The following is an 18,015-nucleotide window of genomic DNA, read 5'->3' as shown; positions in this document are numbered from 1 at the left end:
AGGGCTGTGAAAGTCATGTGCATGCTCGCGACCACTTCCCCGCAACACCAGCAGCGGCAGCAGGAACTGACGATGCGCCCTCTGTCTCTACCGGAATACCAGGGCTTCCTCGCGGAGCACCGGCAGGCGAGTTTTCTCCAGTACCCCTCCTGGGCCCAGGTGAAGGACCTGTGGCGCTCCGAAAGAATCGGATGGCACCGCCCCGACGGTGGGATAGCGGGCGTCGGACTCGTTCTCTACCGCCAATTCCCCGGCACCCGCAAATACTTCGCCTACCTCCCCGAGGGTCCCGTCGCCGACTGGTCCGATCCCGACATCGACCGCTGGCTGACCCCGCTGACGCGCCACCTCAAGGCGGCCGGCGCCTTCGCCGTCCGCATCGGCCCCACCCCCGCCTACCGGCGCTGGGACGCGGCCACCGCCAAGGCCGCCGCCGGGCCCGGACGGCAGATCTCCGACGTCCTCGCCAGCGAGGTGGACCCCGTCGGCGCCGCCCTCGCCGACCGGCTGCGCACCCGCGGCTGGAAGCGCTGCGGCGGAGAGGACGACGGCGACGCCCAGCCCCGCCACGTCTTCCGGGTGCCCCTGGCGGGCCGCACCCTCGACGACCTGTGGTCCGGACTGAACCAGGAGTGGCGGCGCAATGTGCGCAAGGCCACGAAGGCGGGTGTGGAGACGGTCGTCGGCACCGCCGCCGACCTGCCCGAGTTCTACCGGCTGCTGCGGATCACCGAGGAGCGCGACGGCTTCCGGCTCGGCCGCTCCCTGTCGTACTACGCGCAGCAGTACGAGGCCCTCAACGCCGAGGAGCCCGGCCGGATGCGGCTCTACCTGGGAGTCCACCAGGGCGAGATCCTCGCCGCCCACACGATGATCGTCGCCGGGAACCGGGTCTGGTACCAGACCGGTGCCTCCGCCGACCACCGCCGCGAAGTCCGGCCCAGCAACGCCCTGCAGTGGCGCATGATCTGCGACGCACACGCCCTCGGGGCCGACGAGTACGACATGCGCGGGGTACCCTCCACCCTCGACCCCGACGCACGTTCCTTCGGGCTGCTGCGCTGGAAGCTCGGCACCGGCGGACAGGTCGTCGAGACGCTCGGCGAGTGGGAGACCCCGATGGACGGATACACCAACACGGTGCTCTACAAGGCGTTCCAGGCCTACCTGGCCCGCAGGTGACGGCCACCACCGACACCAGGCCGGCCGCCCCCGGCGCAGGCGGCGCTCACGCGGCGCCGAAGAAGACCTCGGTGCTGCGCAGCGGCGCGCTCATGGCGGCCGGATCGATCGTCTCCCGCGCCACCGGCTTCATCCGCTCCGCCGTCGTCGTCGCGGCGCTGGGCACCGGACTGCTCGGCGACGGCTACGCCGTCGCCAACACCGTCCCGAACATCCTGTACATGCTGCTCATCGGCGGCGCGCTCAACGCCGTCTTCGTCCCCGAGCTGATACGCGCCGCCAAGGAGCACGAGGACGGCGGGGCCGCGTACACCGACCGGCTGCTGACCGCCTGCACCGTGGCACTCGTCCTGCTCACCGCCGTCGCGGTCCTCGCCACCCCGCTCATCGTCGGCGCGTACACCCCCTACAGCGGGGCGCAGCAGAGCACCACCGTCGCCCTGGCCCGGTTCTGCCTCCCGCAGATCCTCTTCTACGGCCTGTTCACCCTGCTCGGGCAGGTACTGAACGCTCGCGGCCGGTTCGGCGCCATGATGTGGACGCCGGTCCTCAACAACGTCGTGATCATCGGTGTCTTCGGGCTCTTCCTGTACGTCTCCCACGGCGCGGCGGACGGCCTCACCGCCGCCGAGACCCGGCTCCTCGGAATCGGCACCACCGCGGGCATCGTCGTCCAGGCCCTCGCCCTCGTCCCCTCGCTGCGCGCCGCGCGCTTCCGCTGGCGTCCCCGCTTCGACTGGCGCGGCAGCGGCCTCACCCGCCCGCTGCGCAACGCGGGCTGGCTGGTGATGCTCGTCCTCACCAACCAGATCGCCTACTGGGTGGTGACCCGGCTCTCCACCACCACCGGAGACCTCGCGGTCAAGGCGGGCCTCGCGGAGGGCGTCGGCTACACCGCCTACAGCAACGCCTACCAACTGTGGATCGTCCCGCAGGGCATCATCACGGTCTCCCTCGTGACCGCCCTGATGCCCCGGATGAGTTCGGCCGCGGCCGACGGCGACCTCGCCGCCCTGCGCGCGGACCTCTCCTACGCACTGCGTTCCAGCGCCGCCCTCGTCGTCCCCGCCGCCGCGGTCTTCGCCGCCCTCGCCCCCTGGGTCACGGGCAGCGTCTTCGGGTACGGGCGCACCGGCGCCGCCGACATCGCGGTCATGGCGGGCATGCTCACGGCGTTCGCGCCCGGCCTGATCGCGTTCTCCGCGCAGTACGTCCTCTCGCGCGGCTTCTACGCCCTCTCCGACACCCGCACGCCCTTCTTCCTCAACCTCTCCATCGCCGCCCTGAACGCCGGGCTCTCGGGCGCCGCCTACCTCCTGCTGTCCCCGCGCTGGGCGGTCACCGGCATGGCCGCGGCCTCCTCCGTCGCCTTCACCGCCGGCGCCGCCATCACCGCGTACACCCTTGCCCGCAGGCTCGGCCCGCGCGCGGGCACCCGCGGCGCACGGCGCGCCACCGCCGTACGGACCCACCTGCGGCTGCTGACCGCCTGCGCACCGGCGGCCGCCGCCGGGTACGCGGCCGCCCGCGCCGCCGAGCGGTTCGGGGACTTCGCCGCGGTCGGTGCGGGAACCATCGTCCTGGTGGGAGTCGTCGTTCTCCTTGCCGGGCCGCTGCGCCTGACGGAGATCACCGACCAGCTGGACTCCCTGCGGCGCAAGACCGGCCGTTAGCGGGAGGCCGAGCCCCGAACCACCCTGGATACTGACCGGATGCCACGCGTACTGCTGATCGAGGACGACCCTTCCATCCGGGAGGGCGTGGGCCTGGGCCTGCGCCGGCGCGGTCACGAGGTGAGCGCCGCCGAGACCGGGGAGGCGGGGCTCGACCTGATGGCGAGCTTCCGCCCCGAACTCGTCCTGCTCGACCTGATGCTGCCGGGGATGAACGGCGTGCAGGTCTGCCACCGCATCCGCGAGACCAGCCAGGTGCCCATCATCATGCTGACCGCGCGCGGCGACGACTTCGACGTGGTCATCGGCCTGGAGGCGGGCGCCGACGACTACATCGTCAAACCCGCCCGCACCGAGGTCATCGAGGCCCGCGTCAAGGCCGTCCTGCGCCGGCTCAGCGACCCGGTGGGCAGCCGCCCCGAGGTCGAGCACCACGGCGAACTGACCATCGACCGCGCCGGGCTGGCCGTCGCCAAGAACGGCGAGCGCGTCCCCCTCGCCCCGAGCGAGATCAAGCTCCTGCTGCACCTGTCGGCCTCTCCCGAGCAGGTCTTCTCCCGCCAGCAGCTCCTGGAGTACGTCTGGGAGCACAGCTACCACGCCGACGCGCGGCTCGTGGACGCCTGCGTCCGCCGGCTGCGCCACAAGATAGAGGACCCCGACCAAAGCCCCCGCTACATCCAGACCGTGCGGGGCTTCGGCTACCGCTTCGGTCCCCTGTAGGGGCACGCGGTGCGACGGATAGCCCCGCTCGGGCTGCGCACCCGGCTGATAGCGGCCTTCCTGCTGGTCGCCGCGATCAGCGCGGTGAGCACGGCCGCCCTCACCTACCAGCAGGCGCGCAACGCCATCCTCAAGCAGACCCAGGACACCGCCGTCAACACCCTGCGGGACCAGGTCGAGCAGCAGGAGATCCGCCTTCCCCTGACCCAGCAGGAGCTGCAGCGGGTCGTCATCGACCTCGGCAAGCGCGGCAAACCCCACCCGTGGATCATCTTCGGCGAGTACGGCAGCCTGCGCGTGTCCACCAACCCCGGCACGCCCACCTCCACCGTGATCACCGACGGCCTGCGCGACCGGGTCCGCGGCAACCAGTACACCGCCTTCCAGCGCGTCGAGGACCAGCGCGGCAACCCCTGGCTCACGGTCGGCGTCCCCGCCCTCTTCGAGCACAACGGCTACACCGAACCCACCGGGGCCGTCTTCTACGCCAGCGTCCCGCTCGCCACCGAGAAGCAGACCGTGCAGGCCATGGTCGACGCCGCCAAGCAGGGCGCAGTCCCGGGGCTGGCCATCGCCATCGTCCCCGCGCTGCTGGCCGCCCGCAGCGTGCTGCGGCCCGTCCGGGACATGCGCCGGGCCGCCCAGCGGCTGGGCCGCGGCCGCCTCGACACCCGCATCGAGGTGCGGGGTGCGGACGAACTCGCCGGACTCGCCCGCACCTTCAACGAGACCGCCCGCGCCCTGGAGCAGTCGGTGAGCGAGCTCCGGGACGCGGAGGCCCGCGCCCGCCGCTTCGCCTCCGACGTCTCCCATGAACTGCGCACCCCCCTCGCCGGAATGCTCGCCGTGACCGAGGTCCTGGACGAGGACGCCGCGCGCCTCGACGCCGACACCGCCAAGGCCCTGCGCCTGGTGAGCGCCGAAACCGGCAAACTGGCCGTCCTCGTCGAGGACCTGATGGAGATCTCGCGCTTCGACGCCCGGGCCGCCGAGCTCAACCTCGACGACGTGGACATCGCCGAAGCCGTGCGCAAGACCCTCGAACGACGCCACTGGGACGACGAACGCCTCGTCACCGAGCTGCCGGACGGCGTGCGCGCCCGGCTCGACGCGCGCCGCTTCGACGTGGTCCTCGCCAACCTCGTCGGCAATGCCCTGCGGCACGGCGGCGCCCCCGTACGCGTCACCGTACGCACCGCACCGGGCGAGGACGGCGAGCGGCTGCTGATCGACGTCGCCGACAGCGGGCCCGGCATCGCCCCGGAGGTGCTGCCGCACATCTTCGACCGCTTCTTCAAGGCCGACGCGGCCAGGACCCGCTCCGCCGGCAGTGGCCTCGGACTCGCCATCACCCTGGAGAACGTCCGCCTGCACGGCGGCACCCTCCGGGCGGGCAACGGGCCTCGCGGCGGAGCCGTCTTCACGATCGACATGCCGCTGGAGGCCAGCGCATGACGGGGCGGAAGACGAGGTCCCGGGCCACGGCGACGCTGGCGTGCTGCGCCCTGCTGCTCGCCGGATGCGGGATCAAGACCACCGGGGTGATCGAGAGCGGCCATCCCGCCACCGTCAAGAGCCCCGGCGGCAAGGTCGCCGTCGTGTACTTCGTCTCCAAGGAGGGCGACCGGCTCGTCCCGGTCCCGTTCAAGGTCGACGGTAGCTACACCATCGCGCCCAGGTCGCTGGTGCGGCTGCTGCTGGACGGCCCCGGCGGTCCGGCTCAGGAGGCGGGGCTCACCACGGCGCTGCCCCGGCTGTCCGCCGCGCAGCTGGAGGTGGTGGGGGTGAGCGAGTACGCGCCGGGCGAGGGGATCACCATCCGTGTGCCGCTCGCCGTGGGCGGCCTGTCGGACCTGGCCCGCAGCCAGCTGGTGTGCACCGTCGGCGTCTCCGCCGTGCCGGACGTCCTCAGCCCGGTCGCCCTGCAGGGCATCGACACCGCCCTCCCGGCCGCCGACTGCGACCTGCAGCGCTGACGTGCGCGGCCGGCCGCGCCCTTGCGGGCGGGGCCACCCACCCGTCACGGTGGCCCCATGGACCACGCCGCGGACGTTCCCGACGTCTTCGACCCCCGCCTCTACGCCGAGGGCATCCCCCACGAGCGCTACCGGCTGCTGCGCGACCGGCACCCCGTGGCCTGGCAGCCGGAGCCGGAGATCCAGGGCTGGCCCGCCGGCCCCGGCTTCTGGGCCGTCACCCGGCACGCCGACGTCGTCCGCGTCCTGCGCGACCACCGGACGTACTCCTCCTGGCTGGGCGCCACCCAGATCCGCGACCCAGACCCGGCCGACCTGCCCTTCCTGCGCCGCACCATGCTCAACCAGGACCCGGACAAGGCTGCCGGCCACCACGGCAGGCTGCGCAGGCTGGTCGCCCGGGCCTTCACCCCGGCCCGGGTCGACGCCTTCACCGCTCGGGTACGGGACCGCGCCCGCGCCCTGCTCGCCGCCGCCCGGGAGGGCGCCGAGGACGGAGCCGCCGACCTGGTGCGCACCGTCACCGACGAGTACGCCCTGCTGAACCTCACCGACCTGCTGGGCGTCCCGGCCGCCGACCGGGCGCTGCTGCTGGAGTGGACCGTACGGATCATCGGCTACCAGGATCCCGAGGACGCGCCCGCACCCCTGCTCGGCCCGGACGGCAAGCCGCTGAACCCGCGCTCCCCGGCACTGCTCGGCGAGATGTTCGCGTACGCCCGCGAACTGGCCGCCCACAAGCGCGCGCACCCCGGCGACGACGTGATGACCGCCCTCGCCGAGGCCGGGCTCGACCCGGCCGAGCTGGAGATGTTCTTCTTCCTGCTCACCGTCGCGGGCAACGACACCGTGCGCAGCGCGGCGCCCGGCGGGCTGCTGGCGCTGGCCCGCGACTCGGGGGCCTACCGGCTGCTCGCCGAGGGCCGGGTCCCGACGGACCGTGCCGTCGAGGAACTCCTGCGCGTGCACCCGCCCGTGCTCAGCTTCCGCCGGACCGCGGCCGTCGACACCGAGCTGGCCGGGCGGCGCATCCGGGCGGGGGACAAGGTGGTGGTCTTCCACGCCTCCGCCAACCACGACGAGCGCGTCTTCACGGACCCCGCACGCCTGGACCCCGGCCGGACGCCCAACCCGCACGTCTCGTTCGGGGACGGTCCGCACGTCTGCCTCGGAGCCCACTTCGCCCGACTCCAGCTGCGCACCTTCTACGAGGAGTGGCGCGCGGTCATGCCTCCGCCCGAACTCGCGGGACCGCCCCGGCGGCTGGTCTCCAACTTCATCAACGGGATCACACGGCTGCCGCTACGGGTGTCCGGGCCGCCTCGGTGACGTCCGCCACCAGCTCGGTCACATCGGGTCCGTAGGCATCAGAGTTGATCACTTTGAGCATGACGCAGAACGACTCGTCGCCGTACTTGCGGGCCAGCCGGACATGGTGCCTGGCCAGATAACGAGCGGCGGCCTGGTTGCTGTTGGCGGTCTGTCCCGACAGCAGGAACACCGGCCGGGAGCCCCGCCCGTTCGTCAGCCGCGCCAGCAGCACGTACTCGACCATGCCCTTCTCCCAGCGGTACGTCTCCCCGCCCACGCGGATGGCCCCGCGATCCGGATCGCCCTGTTCGAGGCCGACGTCGGTGCGCACCCCCGGCAGCAGGGAGGCCAGGTGCGCGGTCGTGCGGGTGTTGGAGGCCGGCCCGCCGACACAGAACTCGGACCGCTCGCCGAAGCCCTGGCGGGCCCCGTCATGCGTGACGATCTGCACGGTCGCCCCGCAGTCCTTGATCAGTGCGGATATCTCCAGCAGGGCGAAGGCGTCGCTGCGGTGCAGGGAGGAATCCTTCCCGCCCATCTGGCGGTTGACCACGAACAGACAGTCGGCCCCGGTGGGCAGCCCGAAGAAGGCCTGTTTGCGGCGCAGCGCGCGCCGCCAGACGTAGGTCCGGGTGAACCAGCCGAACCCACCGCTGAGCGCGGTGGCGATCACCCCGAGCACGATGTTGCGGACGTCATCGGTCATGCGGCGGATGGTAGCCGTCACTCGGCCTTCATGACGCGGGGGGTGCGGTGAAGTTAGGCTGCGGCGACATGGTCTGACCGGCCGTCGACTGGAGGTACCGATGCGTGGTCCCGCCGCACGTCACCTAGTGCTCGTCGCCCTCGCCGGGGCACTGGTGTCCACCGGGGCGGCCGCTCCGCCGTCCGCCGCCGACGCGGCGACCACCCCGGTCAAGGTGCCGGTGGCCGCCGGTTACGGCGGGGCCGTCGCCAGCGTCGACGCCGACGCCTCCGCGGCCGGCATCGCCGTGCTGCGCTCCGGCGGCAACGCCGTGGACGCGGCCGTCGCCACCGCCGCCGCGCTCGGCGTCACCGAGCCCTACTCGTCCGGCATCGGCGGGGGAGGCTACTTCGTCTACTACGACGCCCGCTCCCGCCGCGTGCACACCATCGACGGCCGCGAGACCGCCCCCGCGACGGCCACCGCCTCGCTGTTCCAGGAGAACGGCGTCCCCATCCCCTTCGCCGAGGGACAGACCAGCGGCCGCGGGGTCGGCGTCCCCGGCACCCCCGCCACCTGGAAGAGCGCCCTCGACTCCTGGGGCAGCCGCCCGCTCGGGCAGCTGCTGAAGCCCGCCGAGAAGCTGGCCCGCGACGGCTTCACCGTGGACTCCACCTTCCGCGCCCAGACCGAGCTCAACCAGGCCCGGTTCAAGGACTTCCCGGACACCGCGAAGCTCTTCCTGCCGGGCGGCGCGCTGCCGGTGGTCGGCTCCACCTTCAAGAACCCGGACCTGGCCGCCACGTACGCGGAACTCGGCCGCAAGGGCACCGGCGCGCTCTACCGGGGCCCGATCGCCGACGACATCGTCCAGGCCGTCCGCAAGCCCCCGGTGGACCCCGCGGCCACCCGCAACGTCCGGCCAGGCGACCTGACCGCCGGCGACCTGACGGCGTACGGGACCAAGCGGCAGGCCCCGACGCAGGTGAGCTACCGGGGCCTGGACGTCTACGGCATCGCCCCCTCCTCCTCCGGCGGCACCACTGTCGGCGAGGCGCTGAACATCCTGGAGCGCACCGACCTCTCGAAACTGTCCGAGGCGCAGTACCTGCACCGCTTCATCGAGGCCTCGCGGATCTCCTTCGCCGACCGCGGCCGCTGGGTCGGGGACCCGGCAGCCGAGGACGTGCCGACACGTGAGCTGCTCTCGCAGCGGTTCGCCGACTCGCGCGCCTGCCTGATCAAGCCGGACCGGGCGCTGACCAGTCCGCTGGCCCCCGGCGACCCGCGCGACCCCGTACCCTGCGCCACCACCGGGACGGCCGCGCCGAGCGCCTACGAGGGGGACAACACCACCCACCTGACGGTCGCCGACCGCTGGGGCAACGTGGTCTCCTACACCCTGACGATCGAGTCCACCGGCGGCAGCGCGATCACCGTCCCGGGCCGGGGCTTCCTGCTCAACAACGAGCTGACCGACTTCTCCTTCGCCCCGATCGCGCCGGGTGTTCCCGACCCGAACCTGCCCGGCCCCGGCAAGCGGCCGCGCTCGTCCATGTCACCGACCATCGTGCTGGAGCACGGGCGACCGGTGCTCGCGGTGGGCTCCCCCGGCGGTGCCACCATCATCACCACCGTCCTGCAGACCCTGATCGGCCACCTGGACCGGGGCCTGCCGCTGGTCGACGCGATCGCCGCGCCACGGGCCAGCCAGCGCAACCAGACCACCACCGAGCTGGAGCCGGGCCTGTGGAACAGCCCGCTGCGCGCCGAACTGGAGGCGATCGGGCAGGGCTTCCGGCAGAACCCGGAGATCGGCGCCGCGACCGGTGTGCAGCGCCTGCCGGACGGGCGCTGGCTGGCGGCGGCCGAGACGAGCCGCCGCGGCGGCGGCTCGGCCATGGTCGTCCACCCGCACGGCAAGCCGTAGGGAAGCACCGGGACCTGGCGTCGAAGCGCCGCCCGACCCGCGCCGGTTCGACGACAGGACCTAAGGAGCGGTGAGGATCCTGGGGCCGTCGGCGGTGACCGCGACCGTGTGCTCGGCGTGGGCGGCGCGGCTGCCGTCGGCGGTGCGCAGGGTCCAGCCGTCGCCGTCGCAGGTGTATTCGTCCGTACCGCCCGCGGTCAGCATCGGCTCGATCGCGAGGACCATGCCGGGGCGCAGCGTCATGCCGCGCCCCGGCCGGCCCTCGTTGGGGACGCCGGGGTCCTCGTGCATGCGGCGGCCCACGCCGTGGCCGCCGAAGCCGTCGGGGATGCCGTATCCGGCGGCGCGGCAGACCGTACCGACCGCGTGGGCGATGTCGCCGATCCGGTTGCCGGGCACCGCTGCCGCGATACCCGCGGCGAGGGCGGCCTCGGCCGTCGCGATGAGCCGCAGGTCGGCGGGGCGGGGGCGGCCGACGGTGAAGCTGACCGCCGCGTCCCCGACCCAGCCTCCGAGCCTGGCCCCGCAGTCGACGCTGACCAGGTCCCCGTCGCGCAGCCGGTACGCGCCGGGGATGCCGTGCACGATGGCGTCGTTGACCGACGTGCAGATCACGGCCGGGAAGGGCACCGGCGCGAACTCCGGGCGGTAGCCCAGGAAGGGCGAGGCCGCGCCCGCCTCGCGGAGCACGTCGCGCGCCACGCGGTCCAGGTCGAGCAGGCAGGCCCCGACCCGAGCGGCCTCCCGTACGGCCGCGAGGGCGTGTGCGACGACGCGGCCGGCGGCGCGCATCTCGTCGATCGACTGTTCTGTCTTCAGTTCCACCATGCCAATAACTATACCGGTATAACTTTAACGGGATAGTTATTGGTGGGCGCGGTAGGATGGGGGCATGGTCCGTACCCCCCTGACTCCCGAAGAGCGCGAACGCGGCGAGCGCCTGGGCGCCCTGCTGCGCGAGGCGCGAGGCGCGCGCAGCATGGTCGAGATCGCGGCCGGAGCCGGGCTCTCGGCCGAGACCCTCCGCAAGATCGAGACCGGCCGCGCGCCCACCCCCGCCTTCTTCACGGTGGCCGCCCTCGCAGAGGTCCTCGGCCTCTCCCTGGATGACGTGATGCGGCGCTGCTCCCTGGTGCCCGTCTGAGGTCCGGCCCGCGGCCGATCGGCCCAATCGGCGGTGGGGCCGCGGGCGCGCGGGGCACGTGTGAAGGCGTGTCGGCCTCGAACGCGTCCAAGCAACTCGGATTCGGATTCCTCGGCGCGCTCCTCGCGGGCGGCCTGCTGCTCGCCGCCTGCGTCGCCCCCGACGGCCGGGCCCGGGCCGGGGAGCCGCAGGACGTGGTCCTGCGCGAGGACGGGCCCGGCCGGGGATGGCGCGGCAGCCCTTAGGGTCGGGTCATGGATGTCGAAGAACTGGGCAGGGCGAAGTACGTCAGTCTCACCACCTTCCGCAAGGACGGCACACCCGTGGCGACGCCGGTGTGGGCGGTGGCCGACGGTGGAGAGCTGTACGTGTGGACGCGCAGCGACTCGTGGAAGGTCAAGCGGATCCGCAACGACGGCCGGGTCACCGTCACCCCCTGCGACGTGCGCGGGCGCGTCGAGGAGGGGGCGCCGGTGCGGGAGGGCGAGGCCCGGCTGCTCGACGAGGCGGGGCTGCGGCGGGTGCGGGGGCTCATGTCGCGCAAGTACACGTGGCAGTTCTGGGCGGTGGACGTGCCCGCCATGGTGGTGCGGCGGGGGCGCCGGCCGCACACCGCGATCGCCGTCAAGCTTTGAGGTGCTCGTAGCCCGCCTGTAACACGGATGGGATCCAATGCGGTCATGGAGACCGCGACTTCGCTGACGATCAGTCAATTAGCTGGATACCTGCGCGGGTTGACCCAGAGGCTGGATCCCGGAGCAGGCTGGTACGGGGAGTTCCTGCGCCGGGATCCGGAGGCTCTGCGGGCCTGTCTCGACGGGGCCGCGATACCGCCGTGGGACGTGGTGGAGTCACTCCTGCGGGACCTGGCGGAGGCGCGGGGCGAGCAGATCGCGGGGCAGGAGACCGTATACGCCGGCCGGCTGCGGGCCGCGGCGGTCACCGCGTGGGACAGGCTGCCGGGCGGGTTGGAGGAGCTGCGGACCCAGTACGCGGCGGCGGCCGCGCAGCGGGCCGACGCGCGGGAGGCCCTGCGGAGCCTGACGGCCCGGCTCGGCCGCGCCACCGACCCGGCGGAGGCGGACGCCCTGGCCCGGGAGCTCTCCTGGGCCCAGGACGACGCGGCCCGCGCCGCGTCACGCCATGAGGACGTCTCGGCGCGCCTCGCGGCCCTGCGGGCCGGCGCCCCGGGCGAGGCGGTGTGGCCCGGCGGGCCACAGCCTCGGCCGGTCCCGTCCGACCCCCGGAACCAGCCCCAGCAGTCCGGGGCCCACACCCGGACCGAGCCCCAGCCCCGGCCCCCGGCCGACGTGCGGGCCGAGGGGCAGGCGCGGGCTTGGACCCCGGCCGAGGGGCAGGGGCAGACACAGTCGCAGGCCAGTGCTCAGGTGCAGGACTGGAGCCCGGGGGAGGCCCAGGCCGAAGTCCAGGCGCAGGTGCAGGACTGGAGCCAGACAGAGGGGCAGGCGCGGGCTTGGACCCCGGCTGAAGGTCAGGCCGAGGTACAGGCCAGAGCTCAGGCGCAAGTGCAGGTGCAGGACTGGAGCCCGGCCGAGGGGCAGACCGAGGCGCAGGCGCGGGCGCAGGCCCGGCCCCTGGCCGAAGCCCAGGACGAGGCGCAGGCACGGCCCCCGGTCGAAGCCCAGGCCGAGGTGGAGGCACAGGCGCAGGCGCCGGTCGGGCGGGCCGAGGGGCGGTGGCTGCGCGGCGCGCGGCGGGCCGGGGGCGCTCGGTACGCGGGCTCGGCGGCGCCCGCACCCACGGCCTTCACCCCGCCGCCGGGCCATCCGGACGGTGACCCGGCCCTGGGCGTGCCGTATTCCGGATCCGCTCCGCGCGGGGCGCGCTTCGGCCGCCCGGAGCCCGGACTCCCGGCCCCGCGGGGCGCCCGGGCCGTCGGCGCGACGGGCGGCGCGCCGACGGACGGCGACCCGGCCGCCCGGGGGGCGGGCCACCGGTTCGACCCGGCATCCGGCCGTGGCCGGGCGACCCGACCGGCCGAGCGGGACGACGGGGCGATGACCGCGGCCGGGGGCCGCACGGCAACCGGCCCTGGACCGGGGGAGGAGGCACCCGGGGCCGACACGTTCCCCGCGCCCCCGGCGCGGAGCACGCGGGCCGTCGTGGCCGAACTCATCGCACTGCGCGCCAGGGGGCGCGGCGGCGAGGCGCACGCGCTGCTCTGCGAGATCACGGCCTGGCCCGCGGACCGGCTGCCCGGCCTCGCCGACCAGCTGGCGCGCGCCGGACTCGCGGCCGACTGGGCCACCCTGCTGTGGGAGGCGGGCTCGCTGCCGCCCGGGCGGCTCGCGGCGGCCGCGGCCGCCCTCGGCGAGGCCGGCCGGGAAGCCGACTGCGACCGCCTGCTGCGCCAGGGCGCGGCCCGGCCCACCGCCGAGATCGCCGACGCGGCGCTCGCCCTCGGCGCGGCCGGCCGGACGCGGGAGGCCGACGCCCTGCTCGGCGCCTTCGTCCAGGTCCGCACCGCGGAAGAGGCGGCCGCCCTCGCCCGCCGCGATCCGCCGTGGTTCGCCCCGCGCCTGCTCCGGGCCGCCGCGGACCTGTCCTCGACCCGCCACCGCGACCTGGTCCACGCCCTGCGCGTGGCGGGGATCGTCACGGCGTAAACCGCCCGTCTCCCGACCGCTGTCGACCGCGGAGTGACGCAACCTGATCGACTACTCCAACCGTGCACGGCGGTCTTGCCCCACGGTGTGACGACGCCTACGTTCTACTCCCTACGCATATCGTCTACGTGCGTAGAACTCGGCGTTCCCGTCGCGAGGAGCAGCTCATGGCCCAAGTCGTCCGCGCCGCGCTGGTCCAGGCCACCTGGACCGGAGACACCGAATCGATGATCGCCAAACACGAGGAGCACGCCCGGCGCGCCGCCGCCCAGGGCGCGAAGATCATCGGGTTCCAGGAGGTCTTCAACGCCCCCTACTTCTGCCAGGTCCAGGAGCCCGAGCACTACCGCTGGGCCGAGGCCGTCCCCGACGGCCCGACCGTCCGCCGCATGCAGGACCTCGCCCGCGAGACCGGCATGGTGATCGTCGTACCCGTCTTCGAGCTGGAGTCCGAAGGCTTCTACTACAACACCGCTGCCGTCATCGACGCCGACGGCAGCTACCTCGGCAAGTACCGCAAGCACCACATCCCCCAGGTCAGGGGCTTCTGGGAGAAGTACTACTTCCGCCCGGGCAACCTCGGCTGGCCCGTCTTCGACACCGCCGTCGGCCGGGTCGGCGTCTACATCTGCTACGACCGCCACTTCCCCGAGGGCTGGCGCGCACTGGGCCTGGCCGGGGCCCAGCTGGTCTACAACCCGTCCGCCACCCACCGGGGCCTGTCCGCGTACCTGTGGCAGCTGGAGCAGCCGGCCGCGGCCGTCGCCAACGAGTACTTCATCGCCGCGATCAACCGCATCGGCCAGGAGGAGTACGGCGACAACGACTTCTACGGCACCAGCTACTTCGTCGACCCGCGCGGCCAGTTCGTCGGTGAGGTCGCCAGCGACAAGGAGGAGGAACTCCTCGTCCGAGACCTCGACTTCGGCCTGATCAAGGAGGTCCGCGACCAGTGGGCCTTCTACCGCGACCGCCGCCCCGACGCCTACGGAGGGCTCGTACAGCCGTGACCAACCCGATCCCCCTGCACAGCCGCCACCGCACCGTCCTGCCCGACTGGCTCGCGCTCTACTACGACCGCCCCATCGAGCTCACCCACGGCGAGGGCCGCCACGTCTGGGACGCCGACGGCAACCGCTACCTCGACTTCTTCGGCGGCATCCTCACCACGATGACCGCCCACGCCCTGCCCGAGGTCACCAAGGCCATCTCCGAGCAGGCCGGGAGGATCATCCACTCCTCCACCCTGTACCTCAACCGGCCGATGGTCGAACTGGCCGAGCGGGTCGCCGCGCTGTCGGGCATCCCCGACGCCCGGGTCTTCTTCACCACCTCCGGCACCGAGGCCAACGACACCGCCCTGCTGCTCGCGACGACGTACCGCCGCTCCAACCAGATCCTGGCGATGCGCAACAGCTACCACGGCCGGTCCTTCTCCACCGTCTCCGTCACCGGCAACCGCGGCTGGTCCCCGACCAGCCTCTCGCCGCTCCAGACGTACTACGTACACGGCGCCGTCCGCACCCGCGGTCCCTTCGCGGGGCTCTCCGACAGCGAGTTCACCGCCGCCGCCGTGGCCGACCTGGAAGACGTACTCGGCCAGGCCCGCGGCGGAGTGGCCGCGCTCATCGCCGAGCCGATCCAGGGCGTCGGCGGATTCACCTCCCCGCCCGACGGGCTGTACGGGGCCTTCCGCGAGATCCTGAACCGGCACGGCATCCTGTGGATCAGCGACGAGGTGCAGACCGGCTGGGGCCGCACGGGCGAGCACTTCTGGGGCTGGCAGGCCCACGCCCAGAACGGCCCGCCGGACATCCTCACCTTCGCCAAGGGCATCGGCAACGGCATGTCCATCGGCGGGGTCGTGGCCCGCGCCGAGGTGATGAACTGCCTGGACTCCAACTCCATCTCCACCTTCGGCGGCTCCCCGGTCACCATGGCGGCCGGCGCCGCCAACCTCGCGTACCTGCTGGAACACGACCTCCAGGGCAACGCCCGCCGCGTCGGCGGCCTGCTGCTGGAGCGGCTGCGCGCGATCGCCGCCCACGTGCCCGCCGTACGGGAGGTGCGCGGCCGCGGCCTGATGGCCGGCCTGGAGCTGACCCGGCCCGGGACCGACCGGGCCGACCCGGACGCGGCCGCGGCCGTCCTGGAGGCCGCCCGCGCGGGCGGCCTGCTGATCGGCAAGGGCGGCGGCCACAACACCAGCGTGCTGCGCATCGCGCCGCCGCTCTCCCTCACCGTCGCCGAGGCGGAAGAGGGGGCCGAGATCCTCGAACAGGCGCTCCGCAGCATCCAGTAGGGGGACTTCCATGAGCATCCGCACCCTGATCCGCGGCGGCCTGGTCGTCACCGCCGCCGACGAACTCCACGCGGACGTCCTGATCGAGGACGGCCGCGTGGCGGCCCTGGCCGCGCACGGCTCCACGGCCGCCGAGGCCTGGACGGCCGGCCGTACGATCGACGCGAGCGGGAAGTACGTCATCCCGGGCGGCGTCGACGCGCACACCCACATGGAGCTCCCCTTCGGCGGCACCTCGGCCTCGGACACCTTCGAGACCGGGACCCGGGCCGCCGCCTGGGGCGGCACCACCACCATCGTCGACTTCGCCGTGCAGAGCGTGGGCCACTCGCTGCGCGAGGGACTCGACACCTGGTACGACAAGGCCGACGGCAAGTGCGCCGTCGACTACGCCTTCCACATGATCCTCTCGGACGTCAACGAGGGCACCCTCAAGGAGATGGACCTCCTGGTGGGGGAGGGCGTCACCTCCTTCAAGCTGTTCATGGCCTACCCGGGCGTCTTCTACAGCGACGACGGGCGGATCCTGCGCGCCATGCAGCGCGGCGCCGCCAACGGCGGGCTGATCATGATGCACGCCGAGAACGGCATCGCCATCGACGTCCTCGTCGAACAGGCCCTGGCCCGCGGCGAGACGGACCCCCGCCACCACGGCGAGGTCCGCAGGGTGCTCCTCGAAGCCGAGGCCACCCACCGCGCCATCCAGCTCGCGCGGGTCGCCGGAGCCCCCCTGTACGTCGTCCACGTCTCGGCGGAGGAGGCGGTGGCCGAGCTGGCCGCCGCCCGCGACAAGGGGCTGCCGGTCTTCGGGGAGACCTGCCCGCAGTACCTGTTCCTGTCCACCGACAACCTCGCCGAGCCCGACTTCCAGGGCGCCAAGTACGTCTGCTCCACCCCGCTGCGCCCCCGCGAGCACCAGGCGGCGCTGTGGCGGGGGCTGCGGACCAACGACCTCCAGGTGGTCTCCACCGACCACTGCCCGTTCTGCTTCCGCGGCCAGAAGGAACTGGGCCGCGGCGACTTCTCCAAGATCCCCAACGGGCTGCCGGGGGTGGAGAACCGCATGGACCTCCTCCACCAGGCCGTCGTGGACGGGCACATCAGCCGCCGCCGCTGGATCGAGATCGCCTGCGCGACCCCGGCCCGGATGTTCGGCATCTACCCGCAGAAGGGCACGATCGCGCCGGGCTCCGACGCCGACATCGTCCTCTACGATCCGCACGCCGAGCAGGTCATCTCCGCCGAGACGCACCACATGAACGTGGACTACTCGGCGTACGAGGGCAAGCGGATCACCGGACGCGTCGACACCGTGCTCTCCCGCGGCGAACTCGTCATCGACCGGCGCGAGTACACCGGCCGGGCCGGCCACGGGGTCTTCGTCCCCCGCTCCACCTGCCAGTACCTGTAAGGAGTGTCCGTCATGGACTTCGGCCTCGTCCTGCAAACCGATCCACCGGCTTCGCAGGTCATCAGTCTCATGCGCCGTGCCGAGCGCAACGGGTTCCGCTACGGCTGGACCTTCGACTCCGCCGTGTTGTGGCAGGAGCCGTTCGCCATCTACAGCCAGATCCTGGAGCACACCCGAAAACTGCACGTCGGGCCGATGGTCACCAACCCGGGCACCCGTACCTGGGAGGTCACCGCCTCCACCTTCGCCACCCTCAACGACATGTTCGGCAACCGCACCGTGTGCGGGATCGGGCGCGGGGACTCGGCGATGAGGGTCGCCGGGCGCGCGCCGAACACCCTCGCCCGGCTCGGCGAGGCCATCGACGTGATCCGCGACCTCGCCGAGGGCCGGGAGGCGGTCGTCGACGGCAATCCGATCCGCATCCCCTGGATCCGCGACGGCAAGCTCCCGGTGTGGATGGCCGCGTACGGCCCGAAGGCCCTCGCCCTGGCCGGGCAGAAGGCGGACGGGTTCATCCTCCAGCTCGCCGACCCCTACCTCACGGAGTGGATGGTCAAGTCGGTCCGGGAGGCCGCCTCGGCGGCCGGCCGCGACCCGGCGTCGATCACCATCTGCGTGGCGGCCCCGGCGTACGTGGGCGACGACCTCGCCCACGCCCGCGACCAGTGCCGCTGGTTCGGCGGAATGGTCGGCAACCACGTCGCCGACCTGGTGAGCCGGTACGGGGAGCACTCGGGCATGGTCCCCGACGAACTCACCGAGTACATCAAGGCCCGCCAGGGCTACGACTACAGCCACCACGGCCGCGCCGGAAACCCGTCCACGGACTTCGTCCCCGACGAGATCATCGACCGCTTCTGCCTGCTGGGCCCGCCCGAGGCCCACATCGAGAAGCTGGGCGCCCTGCGCGACCTCGGCGTCGACCAGTTCGCCCTCTACGACATGCACGACGCGAAGGAGGCCACGATCGACGCCTACGGGACGCACGTCATCCCGGTGTTCAGATCCTGACGCCCGGGCCCGGACCGGGCCCGGATCCTGACCTGAA

The 18,015-nt window shown here is 73.1% G+C and carries 17 protein-coding genes; 15 read left to right on the top strand and 2 right to left on the bottom strand.

Going from position 1 to position 18,015, the window contains the following annotated elements; translation table 11 throughout:
• Positions 1 to 72: 72 nt before the first annotated feature.
• Genes ACFCZ1_RS21680 through ACFCZ1_RS21655 form a run of 6 tightly spaced genes read left to right on the top strand, consistent with a single transcriptional unit; the run spans position 73 to position 6,883 of the window.
• Positions 73 to 1,182: a lipid II:glycine glycyltransferase FemX gene (locus tag ACFCZ1_RS21680; RefSeq protein WP_376679935.1), complete on the top strand. Its 1,110-nt coding sequence runs from the start codon at positions 73 to 75 to the stop codon at positions 1,180 to 1,182.
• Positions 1,179 to 2,855, top strand: coding sequence for a murein biosynthesis integral membrane protein MurJ (gene murJ, locus ACFCZ1_RS21675; RefSeq protein ID WP_376679903.1), 1,677 nt, complete (start codon positions 1,179 to 1,181; stop codon positions 2,853 to 2,855). Before ACFCZ1_RS21680 ends, murJ begins: the two co-directional genes overlap by 4 nt.
• A gap of 39 nt (positions 2,856 to 2,894) precedes the next feature.
• Positions 2,895 to 3,578, top strand: a complete 684-nt coding sequence (locus ACFCZ1_RS21670) for a response regulator (protein ID WP_376679902.1) — start codon at positions 2,895 to 2,897, stop codon at positions 3,576 to 3,578.
• Positions 3,579 to 3,587: 9 nt separating this feature from the next.
• The gene (locus ACFCZ1_RS21665; protein WP_376679901.1) at positions 3,588 to 5,033 is read left to right on the top strand and encodes an ATP-binding protein; all 1,446 of its coding nucleotides are present in this window, start codon (positions 3,588 to 3,590) and stop codon (positions 5,031 to 5,033) included.
• Positions 5,030 to 5,554, top strand: a complete 525-nt coding sequence (locus ACFCZ1_RS21660; protein ID WP_376679900.1) for a hypothetical protein — start codon at positions 5,030 to 5,032, stop codon at positions 5,552 to 5,554. The genes ACFCZ1_RS21665 and ACFCZ1_RS21660 overlap by 4 nt, the downstream gene beginning before the upstream one ends.
• Before the next feature lie 57 nt (positions 5,555 to 5,611).
• Entirely contained in the window at positions 5,612 to 6,883 is a 1,272-nt protein-coding gene (locus ACFCZ1_RS21655; RefSeq protein WP_376679899.1) for a cytochrome P450, read from the top strand.
• Here the strand turns inward: ACFCZ1_RS21655 and ACFCZ1_RS21650 are convergent.
• A complete protein-coding gene (locus tag ACFCZ1_RS21650) occupies positions 6,843 to 7,571 on the bottom strand; it encodes a hypothetical protein (protein ID WP_376679898.1) in 729 nt (242 codons plus the stop codon). The two genes, ACFCZ1_RS21655 and ACFCZ1_RS21650, sit on opposite strands and share 41 nt — an antisense overlap.
• A 100-nt stretch (positions 7,572 to 7,671) precedes the next feature.
• Between ACFCZ1_RS21650 and ggt the strand changes: the two genes are divergently transcribed.
• The gene (gene ggt, locus ACFCZ1_RS21645) at positions 7,672 to 9,480 is read left to right on the top strand and encodes a gamma-glutamyltransferase (protein ID WP_376679897.1); all 1,809 of its coding nucleotides are present in this window, start codon (positions 7,672 to 7,674) and stop codon (positions 9,478 to 9,480) included.
• A 60-nt stretch (positions 9,481 to 9,540) separates the two neighbouring features.
• Here ggt and map read toward each other — a convergent pair whose 3' ends face one another.
• Positions 9,541 to 10,308: a type I methionyl aminopeptidase gene (gene map / locus ACFCZ1_RS21640; RefSeq protein ID WP_376679896.1), complete on the bottom strand. Its 768-nt coding sequence runs from the start codon at positions 10,306 to 10,308 to the stop codon at positions 9,541 to 9,543.
• 64 nt (positions 10,309 to 10,372) lie between these two features.
• Between map and ACFCZ1_RS21635 the strand changes: the two genes are divergently transcribed.
• The 8 genes from ACFCZ1_RS21635 to ACFCZ1_RS21600 all read left to right on the top strand — a co-directional run bounded on the left by ACFCZ1_RS21635 (position 10,373) and on the right by ACFCZ1_RS21600 (position 17,978).
• Complete coding sequence (locus ACFCZ1_RS21635) at positions 10,373 to 10,624, top strand: helix-turn-helix transcriptional regulator (RefSeq protein WP_328928552.1); 252 nt, start codon at positions 10,373 to 10,375, stop codon at positions 10,622 to 10,624.
• A gap of 68 nt (positions 10,625 to 10,692) precedes the next feature.
• Positions 10,693 to 10,869, top strand: a complete 177-nt coding sequence (locus tag ACFCZ1_RS21630) for a hypothetical protein (protein WP_376679895.1) — start codon at positions 10,693 to 10,695, stop codon at positions 10,867 to 10,869.
• Between the two features lie 9 nt (positions 10,870 to 10,878).
• On the top strand, positions 10,879 to 11,259 hold the full coding sequence (locus ACFCZ1_RS21625) for a PPOX class F420-dependent oxidoreductase (RefSeq protein WP_376679894.1): 381 nt from the start codon (positions 10,879 to 10,881) through the stop codon (positions 11,257 to 11,259).
• A 45-nt stretch (positions 11,260 to 11,304) separates the two neighbouring features.
• Positions 11,305 to 13,251: a hypothetical protein gene (locus ACFCZ1_RS21620; RefSeq protein ID WP_376679893.1), complete on the top strand. Its 1,947-nt coding sequence runs from the start codon at positions 11,305 to 11,307 to the stop codon at positions 13,249 to 13,251.
• A gap of 167 nt (positions 13,252 to 13,418) precedes the next feature.
• A complete protein-coding gene (locus ACFCZ1_RS21615) occupies positions 13,419 to 14,261 on the top strand; it encodes a nitrilase-related carbon-nitrogen hydrolase (protein WP_376679892.1) in 843 nt (280 codons plus the stop codon).
• Positions 14,258 to 15,553 (top strand): aspartate aminotransferase family protein, encoded by a 1,296-nt coding sequence (locus tag ACFCZ1_RS21610; protein ID WP_376679891.1) that lies wholly within the window; start codon positions 14,258 to 14,260, stop codon positions 15,551 to 15,553. The genes ACFCZ1_RS21615 and ACFCZ1_RS21610 overlap by 4 nt, the downstream gene beginning before the upstream one ends.
• A 10-nt stretch (positions 15,554 to 15,563) precedes the next feature.
• Positions 15,564 to 16,964 (top strand): dihydropyrimidinase, encoded by a 1,401-nt coding sequence (gene hydA / locus ACFCZ1_RS21605; protein ID WP_376679890.1) that lies wholly within the window; start codon positions 15,564 to 15,566, stop codon positions 16,962 to 16,964.
• Positions 16,965 to 16,976: 12 nt separating this feature from the next.
• Positions 16,977 to 17,978, top strand: a complete 1,002-nt coding sequence (locus ACFCZ1_RS21600; protein WP_376679889.1) for a TIGR03842 family LLM class F420-dependent oxidoreductase — start codon at positions 16,977 to 16,979, stop codon at positions 17,976 to 17,978.
• Positions 17,979 to 18,015 lie beyond the last annotated feature (37 nt).

Source organism: Streptomyces sp. NPDC056224 (assembly GCF_042267665.1).
In the GTDB taxonomy this organism is placed as follows: Bacteria; Actinomycetota; Actinomycetes; order Streptomycetales; family Streptomycetaceae; genus Streptomyces.
Note: the sequence above shows the minus strand (reverse complement) of the source record. Positions and strands in the feature narration are given on the sequence as shown.